10 protein-coding genes and 1 pseudogene are annotated in these 11,691 nt (G+C 54.7%); 2 read left to right on the top strand and 9 right to left on the bottom strand.

Features of this window, described 5'->3' with window-relative positions:
* Positions 1-68: 68 nt before the first annotated feature.
* From HFM78_RS07460 to HFM78_RS07485, 6 genes are all read right to left on the bottom strand, one after another.
* Positions 69-767, bottom strand: a complete 699-nt coding sequence (locus tag HFM78_RS07460) for an alpha/beta hydrolase (RefSeq protein ID WP_287128801.1) — start codon at positions 765-767, stop codon at positions 69-71.
* A 39-nt stretch (positions 768-806) separates the two neighbouring features.
* On the bottom strand, positions 807-2,255 hold the full coding sequence (gene gatA, locus HFM78_RS07465; protein ID WP_287128802.1) for an Asp-tRNA(Asn)/Glu-tRNA(Gln) amidotransferase subunit GatA: 1,449 nt from the start codon (positions 2,253-2,255) through the stop codon (positions 807-809).
* A gap of 40 nt (positions 2,256-2,295) precedes the next feature.
* Positions 2,296-4,182, bottom strand: coding sequence for an ABC-F family ATP-binding cassette domain-containing protein (locus HFM78_RS07470; RefSeq protein WP_287128803.1), 1,887 nt, complete (start codon positions 4,180-4,182; stop codon positions 2,296-2,298).
* A gap of 344 nt (positions 4,183-4,526) precedes the next feature.
* Complete coding sequence (locus tag HFM78_RS07475) at positions 4,527-5,528, bottom strand: glycosyltransferase family 2 protein (protein WP_287128804.1); 1,002 nt, start codon at positions 5,526-5,528, stop codon at positions 4,527-4,529.
* The gene (locus HFM78_RS07480; protein WP_287128805.1) at positions 5,528-6,637 is read right to left on the bottom strand and encodes a glycosyltransferase family 4 protein; all 1,110 of its coding nucleotides are present in this window, start codon (positions 6,635-6,637) and stop codon (positions 5,528-5,530) included. Before HFM78_RS07480 ends, HFM78_RS07475 begins: the two co-directional genes overlap by 1 nt.
* A gap of 36 nt (positions 6,638-6,673) precedes the next feature.
* Entirely contained in the window at positions 6,674-7,495 is an 822-nt protein-coding gene (locus HFM78_RS07485) for a M48 family metallopeptidase (protein WP_287128806.1), read from the bottom strand.
* Between the two features lie 230 nt (positions 7,496-7,725).
* Between HFM78_RS07485 and HFM78_RS07490 the strand changes: the two genes are divergently transcribed.
* On the top strand, positions 7,726-8,637 hold the full coding sequence (locus tag HFM78_RS07490) for a MoxR family ATPase (protein ID WP_287128807.1): 912 nt from the start codon (positions 7,726-7,728) through the stop codon (positions 8,635-8,637).
* Positions 8,638-8,654: 17 nt separating this feature from the next.
* Here the strand turns inward: HFM78_RS07490 and HFM78_RS07495 are convergent, their stop codons facing one another.
* Complete coding sequence (locus tag HFM78_RS07495; RefSeq protein WP_287128808.1) at positions 8,655-8,885, bottom strand: hypothetical protein; 231 nt, start codon at positions 8,883-8,885, stop codon at positions 8,655-8,657.
* Between the two features lie 135 nt (positions 8,886-9,020).
* Between HFM78_RS07495 and HFM78_RS07500 the strand changes: the two genes are divergently transcribed.
* Positions 9,021-10,274, top strand: a complete 1,254-nt coding sequence (locus HFM78_RS07500) for a matrixin family metalloprotease (RefSeq protein WP_287128809.1) — start codon at positions 9,021-9,023, stop codon at positions 10,272-10,274.
* An 8-nt stretch (positions 10,275-10,282) separates the two neighbouring features.
* Here the strand turns inward: HFM78_RS07500 and purU are convergent, their stop codons facing one another.
* Positions 10,283-11,140 (bottom strand): formyltetrahydrofolate deformylase, encoded by an 858-nt coding sequence (purU, locus tag HFM78_RS07505; RefSeq protein ID WP_287128810.1) that lies wholly within the window; start codon positions 11,138-11,140, stop codon positions 10,283-10,285.
* Positions 11,141-11,275: 135 nt separating this feature from the next.
* Positions 11,276-11,691, bottom strand: a pseudogene (locus HFM78_RS07510) (peptidase S41); the annotation flags it as partial.

The following is an 11,691-nucleotide window of genomic DNA, read 5'->3' on the forward strand; positions in this document are numbered from 1 at the left end:
AAAAGCTCCAGAACAAGTAGTCTTCTGGGGGCACTCTCTGGGCGCGGCAGTCGCCCTAGAACTTGCGCTCAACCATCCTCAGGCGGGGGAGCTTGAGCAAATAGTTCTTCACCCATGGCTAGGGGTACCACCCGGTCTGTGATCCCGTGCAACAGGGCCACGGGAATTTGCAGTTGCCCGATCCGCCCCAGATTGTCGTAGGGATCGCGCACCAAATATTTCAAGGGCAAGACCCGGAACCAGCGACGACGGGCTAAGGCAATCAGGGCGGTGAAGGCTCCTTCCAGGACCAAGCCCCCCGCCTGAGGATGGTTGAGCGCAAGTTCTAGGGCGACTGCCGCGCCCAGAGAGTGCCCCCAGAAGACTACTTGTTCTGGAGCTAGGTTCTGGGTCTGGGTCAGGTAAGCCCAGATGAGCGTACTGTCACTAAAGAGCGCGGTCTGGGAAGGACGGCCCGTACTCAACCCGTAGCCCCGGTAGTCCCACAACAACACCCCCGCCCCCAAGCCCTGTAAAAAGTCCACCAAGTCCAAGTGACAGGAGATATTCCCCGCCTTGCCATGACAGTAGATGACCACGGGAGCTTGGGGGGCTGGGGGCGCGAAGTACCAACCGTGAATTTGTTCGCCCGTCGAGACCGGGAGCCGAAAATCTACATAGGATACGGTCGGGAGCGCGACAAGGCGGCGGCGCGGGGCATAGAGGACGTAGTGTTGTAATAACCTGCCGGGGTGCCAGGATCTGCGCTGACGAACCGTAGTCTGCATCGGCCTGAGGTGAACTACTCCCCCATGATAGGCAAGGGTTTAGGTAATGAATGAGGGCTGGTGCTGGTGCCAAGCGGTGGCCTGTTCGTAGGCATAGGCGACCCGGAGTAAGGTAGGTTCAGCTAAGGGCGCACCCATGATCTGTAGACCAATCGGCAAACCCTGGTCAAAGCCGCAGGGGATACTGATCCCGCCCATTCCCGCTAAGTTCAAGGGAATGGTACAGACATCGGACAGATACATACTGAGCGGGTCTTCTTTGTCCCCGAACCGGAAGGCCGTGGTGGGCGCGGTGGGACCGACGAGGACATCAACTTTGGTAAAGGCATTCAAGAAATCTTCTTTAATCAAGGTCCTGACCTTCAAGGCTTTGATGTAGTAGGCATCGTAATAGCCAGAGGACAGGGCATAGGTGCCAATCATGATCCGCCGTTTCACTTCGCGCCCGAAACCCTGGTTGCGGCTCTGTTCGTACATCCCCAGTAGGGACTCGGCAGGTTCAGCGCGGAGGCCGTATTTCACCCCGTCGTAACGGGCTAGGTTGGCGGAGGCTTCACAGGGAGCAATGATGTAATAAGTGGGCAGACCGTATTTGAATTGGGGACAGGAGACTTCTTGAATCTCAGCCCCCAGGGACTTAAGGACTTCGAGCGCGGTCTCAATGGCTTGTAGCACGCCTGGGGAGGTTCCTTCACCAATGAATTCTGTAACTAACCCGACTTTGAGGCCTTTGATGTCGGGAATGAGGGCTGAATTGTAGTCTGGGACTGCCAAATTGAGGCTGGTGGAATCGTAGGGATCATAGCCCGCAATCGCCTGGAGAACTAGGGCGGCATCTTCCACCGTGTTGGCGAGTGGGCCAATCTGGTCGAGGGAAGAAGCAAAGGCCACCAACCCATAGCGTGAAACCAGCCCATAGGTAGGTTTGAGGCCGACCACCCCACAAAAAGCCGCTGGTTGCCGAATTGAACCCCCGGTATCAGAACCCAGGGCGGCAACTACCAACCGCGCTGCCACTGCTGCGGCTGACCCACCCGAAGAACCGCCCGGGACGGTTCCCAGGTCCCAGGGGTTACGGGAGGGACCGTAGGCTGAGTTCTCGGTGGAGGAACCCATGGCGAACTCGTCGAGGTTGGTTTTGCCAATCAGGATGGCTCCGGCGGCTTCGAGTTTGAGGTTGACTGTTGCTTCGTAGGGGGCCTGGTAATCTTTGAGGATTTGGGAGGCGCAGGTGGTCGGGGCATTGAGGGTGCAGAGGTTGTCCTTGAGAGCCATGACGACCCCAGCCAGGGGGCCTAGTGCTTCGCCACGAGCCAGGGCTTGGTCAATGCGTCGGGCTTGAGCCATGGCCCGCTCGGGCATCAGGTGCAAAAAACTGTGGATGAGGGGTTCTGTCTGGTCAATCCAGTCTAACTGTTCCTGGGTCAACTCCACCGCCGAACGCTCACGCTTGACCAGTTGTTCTCGTAGGGTGCGAATTAGGCTCATGGCGGTTTTTGACTGGGTACAGTTTCCCAGCTTACACCTTCTAACTGTCAAACTCCGCCAGTTCAAGCCAGCGTTCCGTCGTGGTCTCAATAGTCTGGGTCAGCTTAGCTAGCTGGTCGTAGAGTTTTTGGGACTCGTTGAAATCGAGGTTGGCTTGGAGAGCTTGTTCGGCCTGGGTTTTTTGCAGTTCGAGTTGGGCGATTTTACTTTCTAGGGTAGCGAATTCACGCTTTTCTTTGTTGGTCAGTTTGCGGGTGCGGGCCACAATCGTTGCGGTGGGACTGGCGGTGGGAGTGGATTTGGCGGATGGAGATTTAGTAGGTGCGTTTGAGGCCGGACGATGGGCGAGGTACTGGGCATAGTTCCCTGTGTAGGCCCGGACTTCCCCGCCGCCTTCGAGGGCCAAGATCGTCTCCACGGTGCGGTCTAGGAAATAGCGGTCGTGGGAAACCACCAACACGGCCCCGGTGAACTGTTCGAGGTATTCTTCGAGGACGGAGAGGGTCTGGACATCCAGGTCGTTGGTCGGCTCATCCAGGATTAGGACGTTGGGGGCGGACATCAGGACCCGTAGCAAAAAGAGGCGGCGTTTCTCGCCCCCGGAGAGCTTCTGAATCGGGACATATTGCTGGGGACCGTAGAAGAGGAACCGCTCTAGCATCTGGGCGGCACTGATGCGGATGCCATCACGGGTGGCGACGAACTCCCCCTCTTCTTTTAGGTAATCAATGACCCGTTGGTTGGGGTCTAGGTTCTCTAGTAGCGCGTCCGAGTGTTGGTCAAAGTATCCAAAATGGATCGTCGAACCAATATCCACCAAGCCGCTATCGGGTGGGATACGCCCAATGATGATATCCATCAGGGTAGTTTTGCCCATGCCGTTACTGCCGATGATCCCCACGCGGTCATCGGGACCAAAGAGATGGGTGAAGTTCTTGATGAGAACCCGGTCGCCATAGGACTTGGAGACGGCAGTCAACTCAATGACTTTATTCCCAATGCGGCGGGTGGGCGTGTCAATCGCTACTCTGCCCTGGACTTCCTTGAATTCCTTGTCCTGGAGTTCATGGGCGCGTTGGATGCGGGCTTTTTGTTTGGTGCTGCGGGCTTGGGGACCGCGACTCAGCCAATCAAGTTCACGGCGTAGCAGGCCCTGGTGTTTGCGTTGGCTGCTGAGGGAGGATTCTTCGGCTAAGGCTTTTTTCTCCAGATAGTAGGAATAGTTGCCCTGATAACTGTAGAGATCGCCCCGGTCAATTTCGAGGATACGGGTCGTCACTTGGTCCAAAAAATAACGGTCGTGGGTAATGAGCAGGAGTGCCCCCCGGAACCGATTGAGGTATTCCTGGAGCCATTCCACTGCCAGCGCATCCAGGTGGTTAGTGGGTTCGTCCATCAACAGGACATCGGGCTGGGCCAAGAGAGCCACTGCCAAGGCGATCCGTTTGCGGTAGCCCCCGGAGAGACTGCCGACACGGGCGTGGATATCCTCAATCCCCAGTTTGGACAAGACAATCTTGGCGTTAGTCTCCAGGTCCCAGGCTCCGCTCTCATCTAGCTGTTGGGCAATCTGACTAAGCCGGGTCAAGACGTCTTCCCCCAGGGCCAGTTGCTCTGATAGCTGCTCATATTCTTGGAGTAACCCCAAGGCTGGGTTAGCGGCGAAGACCTGTTCGAGGACGGTGAGATCTTCTGCTAGCTGGGGTTCCTGGGGCAGGTAGACCATCCGTACGCCGGGATTGACTAAGCGTTGACCCGCATCGGCGTGTTCAAGTCCGGCAATAATTTTTAGGAGGGTGGATTTCCCCGAGCCGTTGGTGCCGATCAGCCCGATTTTGTCGTTCTGGTCCAGGCTGAAACTGGCATTGTTCAAGACGGGCTTGACCCCGAAATGCTTCTGGACCCCTTGCAGCGTGAAGATTGTCATCGGTAATCCGGGCACACCCCTCCATCATAGAAGGTGCATTTAAGCCTCTTTTATAATGGTTTGCCGGAGCGATAGGCAAAATTCTAGGGCTAACTCGGGATCGTTGAAGGTTTTGAGCCGAGAACCGTCTGGGGCTAGCACTAACCAAGGTTCGAGCTGATGGTGAATTAGAGCAATACTGAACCTGCCACATCGAATGACTGCCTGATACCCAGCATCCTGAAACAGTGCTAAAGATACCGTTGTAGCTGAATTTGCTCTAGCCACCCTAAACCTCAGGGATATCACAATAAAATTATAAGCTGAATGTATTCAGAATGAAGTCTGGACAGTTTCCGGTAATTCTACGTAGGAAGCTTCCCCGTCCGTCCCCGCCCAAAGTCCACGACGCCCCGCAGAGCTAGCCCCAGCCGTTGCCACTGACCCCGGACCAATTTTGGCAACAAAGAGCGGTAGCCGTGGAAGCAAAACGCTAAAAACAAGTAGCCGGGATGGTGACGTCGTACAAACCAAAGCGCGTTCCTGATTGCGTAATAGTCCTGAATGGGTGATTTGTAGCCCACCGTCCCGCCCTCGCGATGCCAGACCCGCGCCGCTGTCGCACAGCCCAACCGCCAGCCCTGCCGCTTTGCCCGCACCCCCCAGTCCGTATCTTCCCAGTACAAAAAATAGTCCTCCGCCATCAATCCCAATCGCTCCAACAAGCCCCGCCGTACCAAGAGACTAGAACCCACGATAAAATCTAGGTCTACAGAATTAGGCCACCCCTTCGTATCCTGTTCATCTTCCCCCAATAGTTCACACCAACCCCAGGGCCACACTCGACCGCCCCCCACCGCCTGAATCAGGTCCGGTTGGTGATAGCGCAAAACCATACTCCCGACCATTCCTATATTTTCATCATTAGCTAATGCAACCATGTGTTGTAGAGCTTGAGGGTCCACCACGGTGTCATTGTTGACTAGCCAAACATAGTCCGCACCCCGCGCTAGGGCGTACCGTATCCCGACATTATTACCACCGGCAAAACCCAAGTTATCACCTGTGGGTAAAAGCAGCAGTTTGGTTGCTGTATCCGCTGGAGTTCCGTGGTCTAGTTGCAGATAGGGAATGGGTTTGGGGACTGGGGGGTAGCTATAGCTAAGTAGCGGGTCATTTAATTGATGGGAAGCAAACTCCTCCCCCCTCGTCCAAGCTTCAATCCGCGCTAGGGAATCGTCATTGGAGTCGTTATCACAAACAATTACCCGGTAATTCTGATAATCTTGGCGGAAGATACTTTCTAGACAACGTAGCGTATCCGACCAGCCGTTCCAGTTTAGGAGAATAATATAGACGAGTGGCATTAGGGGTTATCCTCAAAAAGCTCTTGATAGGTTTGGGCTTGTTTTTCAAGGTTAAATTGTTGTCTTACCGTCAGTGCCCCGGCTTTTATGAGGTCTCGCATCCTTGGAGTTCCCAACTGTTGTAATATTTCAGTTAAAATCCGGGCTAACTGTTGACTATTTCCTGCCGCATACAAAAAACCATTCTCTCCATTGCGGATAATCTCCGGTACACCACCCAGCGCACTCGCAATTACCACACATTGATACTGCATCCCTTCCAAGATCACTAGCCCCAAGGGTTCAGGTTCTACGGAGGCATGGACGAGGATATGGGTGCTGGGTAGGACTTCTGTGAGCGGCACAAACCCGCGAAACTGCACCCAATCGCTTAACTCATGGTCCTGCACATAGGTTTTTAACTGTTCTAAATAAAGCAAATCTGCTCGGGTCCAAGCTTCGCCGAGAATCTCAACTTGAATCTCTTGCGTTACCTGTAACTGTTGGAGAGCTGCTAAAAATATATGAAACCCTTTCCAGTGGGTGATGTGACCCGCCATGGCGATGCGCACGACTTGGACATTCGTAAGTTTAGCTGAATAATCCATGGGCTGCACGGCTAACCCGTTATAAATTATGCGGACTCGCTTATGGTTACTCTCAGTCTCAATACTTGCCCTGACCGCCTGGGAAACACAGACGATCTTACTTTTGAACGGTACATATTTTAGATAAAGCGCATACAATTTCCCGAGTTGAATATTGTGATGAATAATTACGGTCTGGGGCCGGCTCAAGAAATTCAGCCCGGACCCATAGATACTCGGACCCACGCCGTTATAAATCACTACATCAATCTTTTCACGATGGACCAGTTGCCAGAGTTCCCAATTACCTCTCACAACGGACTGCAAAAAAGCCCACCCACCTTCAGAAAGTCGCCTTAAATTAGGGGAAATCAGACATCTTACTGGGTTCACAACTAATCGCTTGGCTAGCTCACTCTGGGGCCGGAGCAGGACCATGACTTGATGATGCGTCTGGAGTTGCGCCACGAGATTGAGGAGGACTTGTTCGCCCCCACTGAACTTCAGTTCACAACTGACAAACAGTATTTTGACCGTTTTCACGGGTCCATTATCGGACAATCTACCCCCTGGATGATATTAAGGCTTGAGACCTTGGGGGATGCCATTGGGGAACTCTTCTTTGATCGCTTCCTGGATGCGTTCTAAACGGCGGTCAGGGTCGGGGTGGGTGCTGAAGAATTCGGGCGGACGGTTACTCCCGCCGCTGGCCTTGAGCACTTGTAGGACTTTAATCATGGAGCGGGGATCATAGCCCGCCTGAGCCATGTAACGCACTCCCAGTCGGTCCGATTCCAGTTCGTCGTCTCGTCCAAAACGCATATTGACCAACGAACCAATGGCAGCGGCGACGGCGGCACTGGAGCGGCTGGCCGGGTTGCCGGGATCGTAGGTCGCAATAACCGCCGCCCCGGTCAAACCCTGAGTAAGCTGTGCTTTCGCCAACCGCTCCGCCCCGTGCCGCCCGACCACGTGCCCGACTTCATGCCCCAAAACTCCCGCCAACTCGCCTTCTTGCCGCAATTTACTCGCTAGAGCCGTGGTGATAAAAATCTGTCCGCCCGGTAAGGCAAAGGCATTAATCGTCTTGGGGTCATCCAAGAGATGAAACTCGAAACGATAGGGGCTACGTTTGGCATCAGAACTCTGGACCACCTGTTGCCCCACCCGGTCTACCAATTGCTGGGCCTGACTATCCCTTGACTGTCCCCCAAACTGCTGCTCTAGACTAGGCCGTGACTGTAGACCCAGGGCGACTTCCTGATTGGGCGTGATGGAGACCCATTGCTGCTCTCCCGTCACCGGATTTTCCTGCTGGGACGAGAAATAGGTGAACACTGAAAACCCCGCAATGACCAACCCAATCACAATTCGCCCTACGCCCCCACCCAAACGGTTCATCTGTAGTCCCTACTGTATAAAAACAGCTTATCGCTGGGGTCCCTAGTCGCCATCTCCCGTAAGTGCAAGGTCCAACCGCCGCTCCCTACCCTGCTGTACCCTACCGGGCACAGCAGGGTAGGAGAGCAAACGCTCTTCTGCCTTTTTCGCCTTGGTCCCCCACGAGTGGGGCGGAGGGACCTCTTAAAAAACGGGCACCCTAAACTCAGCAAGGCACGAAGGAAACCAGGGTGGACCCTAATATCACACAACTCGCCCAGATGCTCAGTCGCGCCATCGTTGGCAAAGACCAAGCTATTCAACTCATCCTCGCCGCCTTCTTCAGTGGGGGTCATGCCCTGCTAGAGGATGTCCCTGGTGTCGGCAAAACCCTCCTCGCCAAAGCCCTCGCCCGTGCGGTCAAAGGCCGCTTCCAGCGCGTCCAATTTACGCCCGACCTCCTGCCCACGGACTTGACCGGAACCAACGTCTGGAATCCCCAAACTGGCAGTTTCGAATTCATCCCCGGTCCCGTCTTCACCCAAGTCCTCTTAGCCGACGAGATCAACCGCGCCACTCCCCGCACCCAGGCCGGACTCCTCGAAGTCATGGAAGAACAACAGGTTACCACTGATGGCGTGAGCCGTCCCGTCGGTGAACCTTTTTTCGTCATCGCTACCCAGAACCCTGTGGAATATCAGGGCACCAGCCCGCTCCCTGAAGCTCTCTTGGACCGTTTCGCTGTCTCGCTCAGCCTGGGCTATCCCAGTGAGAATGAAGAGTTGCAAATGCTCCAACGCCTTGACCGCCAACAGAATCCTCTGGATGCCATCACCCCTTGTCTGGACCTCAGTCAAGTCCTCACCATCCGCCAAGCCTGTGCTCAAGTGAAGATGACCGAGCCCCTACAACGTTATGTCCTTGCCCTCATCCGTACTACCCGCACGGACCAACAAATAACCCTCGGGGCCAGCCCCCGCGCCGCCGTCACCCTCCAGCGCGTCACCCAAGCCTGGGCCTACCTCCAGGGCCGCAACTATGCCCTACCCGACGACGTGAAAGCCATCGCCCCCTTTGTCCTCGCCCATCGGCTCATCATCACCGGCGGTCGTCCCGGTCAAGAAGTGATTGACCGCCTCCTCAAAACCGTCGCCATTCCCTAGCGGATGAAGACCAAGCGTCATACTTCAACAATAGAGTTTACTTTTTCCCAACGTTCACGCATTTCTTTACGGATTTCTTCAGAACTTACCATCTCACCGATTTCTTCCGGGAGAATAAGCTCGCCTGCCAAAAATCTTGTAAAAGCCCTGAATACCATAACAGTCAAGCCAGAGTTAATCCCGAAAAAACGATAAAAGCTCTCTTCAACATCCGCCGAGCCACTATCCACTAGAAAAGTGAAATTCAAGCTCTCTGTCCCAGCTAGAATCATTACTAGGTATCGATCCGCGCTGACTTATTCAATCTGTATGTTCATTTTCATATTTCCCGGTCAAGTCAATCCGCTGGTTATAATTCAGACGTAAACAACACCCACAACCTAATGTCTCGCTATCTACTCCCCTCGGTCCTAGCCCTCTTGAGCCTTATTCTCCCAGCCCCCGTCCTGGCTTTAGACAGTAGTGACTTCCCGCTCAAAGTCTTCATCAGTCCGCAGGTCCGTCAAAATGACCCTACCGCGCCTTTGACCCCGCTGTCCGAGCGGCTCCGCGAGAGTCTGCGGCGGGGTGTCCTGGACTGGAACAAGCTCCTCTTGGCCCTACCTAAAGAACCCACCAATGGTACCTACGTCGTGGTCCTCCGCAACGACATTGACGCAGCAGCCAACGCCAAGGAAGCTGAAGTCCTCCAGCAACTCGGTTTCTTGGTCCTCACTGAGCAAAAAGAGGAAGCAGATCTTGTCGTCGAGGGGGTAGATACGTTTCTGCTGGAGGGGTCCAAATCCAGTACCGAGGGAGCGATTGGGCGTTTTGCTTCCGGTCAAGGGTTAGATGTGGGGAAGATTGCCATCAGTTTGCGTAACAGTTCTCAAGGCGAAACTAACGCTTTCCAATTGCGGTTGGTGATGCTCCATGAGATAGGCCATGCCCTGGGTCTAGGCCATATCAAAGACAACAAATGCAACCTGATGTCCCCCACCCGTTACGACTGTCAAACCGATAGCCCTTACGAATGCCGTCCCGGTGCCCCGAGAACAATTTGTGTCGGCATCAGCGACCGTCAACTGCGCCGCGTCGAATCCTTAATCCTCACTGCGCCCGGTGAGGCGATGCCGGTGGCCTACCAAGAGATGACCGACTATAGCCGCGCTGTAGACCATAAAATCACGACCCACTTACTCACCCTACCCCCTCTCTCCCAGCGCGGTGACGTTGAGTTGCAATTCACCCCGACTGGCGCACTCCAGGACGTAAAAATCACTAAAAGTTTTGGTAGCCCCGAACTAGATACTGCCATGACCACCCTCATCAAGAGTTTGGCCCCCTTCGGTCCCCTCCCACCGGACACGCCCACAGAGAAACAGCACCTTAATTTTTACTACACGCCCAACGCGCCCCTCCACGCCGAGATTGACCAACTCCGTCAACGCTTCACCGCCCAACTCCAGACTCAAGCCATCCCCAGTGGTGGCGAAATCCAAGTCACCATCAACGGCAAAGGCGAACTGCGCTACCAAATCACCCGCACCTTTGGCGACAGCAAAAACAACCTCGCTGCCGGCCGCATCATCGAGAGCCTAAGCGGTCCCTTAAATAACCTTGCCGCAAAAGAACAAGTAAAATTCACCCTCCCCTAAGCGGTCCCTCAAGCAAAAACCACCGTCCGGTTGCCGTAGACCAAAACTCGGTTCTGGAGATGGAGACGCACGGCACGGGCTAGAACTAACCGCTCTAGGTCTTTGCCCTTGCGAATTAAGTCGGTTACTTCATCGCGGTGGCTGATGTGGGTTACGTCCTGTTCAATAATCGGTCCGGCATCGAGATCTGGGGTGACGTAGTGGGCAGTGGCCCCGATAATTTTGACCCCGCGCTGATGAGCCTGCTGGTAGGGACTCGCCCCCACAAAGGCCGGGAGGAAAGAATGATGGATATTGATGATATTGGGGAACTGCCGGATCAACTCGGGACTCAGGATCTGCATGTATTTTGCGAGGACTACCAAGTCAATGTAGTGATCTTGGAGCAAGGCCAGTTGTTTGACTTCTTGACTCGCCTTGGTCTCGGGCGTAATCGGTAAATGGTGGAAGGGTAGCTCAAATTGGGCGGCTATCGGCGCGAGGTCTGGGTGGTTACTGAGGATGAGGGCAATCGTTGCCGGCAACTCCCCGGCCTGCTGTCGCCAGAGTAGGTCCAATAAACAATGGTCCTGACGGCTGACCCAGAGGGCCAAACGGGGAACAGTATCGGAGAAATGTAACTGCCACTGGGCGGCTAAGGGCTGAGCAATGGCATTAAAAGCCGTGGCAATCACCGCCTCGGGCAACAAAAAATCCGTCAGTTGCCACTCCAAGCGAGTCAGGAATAATCCTGCCGCCACATCCGTATGTTGGTCCGCGTGAATGATATTACCGCCGTTGGCGTAGATGAAATTTGCAAACTTCGCCACTAATCCCCGTTGGTCAGGGCAGACGATGAGGAGCGTGGCAGTGGTGGGTTTAGACACAGCGGGGTATTCAGTACGCATTTATTTTACTAAATAGCCGGGAAGTCCCGCGCCATATCATGGCTTAGTGCTGTTGGGGCAATGTGGAAGTAGGTGTGCCCCGATGTGATTGCGTTGAGGAGGTTGGGCGGAGCCTTAACTTCCCGGCTTAAAAAGCCCAATCCCCACCACCCGGTTTGTCCCACTCGCAAAAAGAAAACTCAGTCCCAGCGCGTCGTAATCCACTCCATAGCGGTCAGACGTATCCCCCCGCGCCCCCGCCGGAAAAGGAAACCGTTCGACATAACCGTTTTGTTCACTACCACCATAGGCCGCAACGACCTGTGGATAGGTACTCCCCAAGGTAATCCCCGCCTCAGTCATGGCATTAGAGCTAGTGGTATAAATCCGGTCAGCAAAAAAAGTAAACAATGAAGACTGGGGCCGATAGACAAACACGGTGTAATCGCCCAAATACCAAACTTTGAGATCATCGCCCGGTCTGAGCAGACGACGCGTCTTATCTGGGCCAAAGCCTTCCACAAGTCCCGCCACCCCCAAGTCCCCCGTCC

The sequence above is a fragment of the Candidatus Cyanaurora vandensis genome, assembly GCF_013285555.1.
In the GTDB taxonomy this organism is placed as follows: domain Bacteria; phylum Cyanobacteriota; class Cyanobacteriia; order Gloeobacterales; family Anthocerotibacteraceae; genus Cyanaurora; species Cyanaurora vandensis.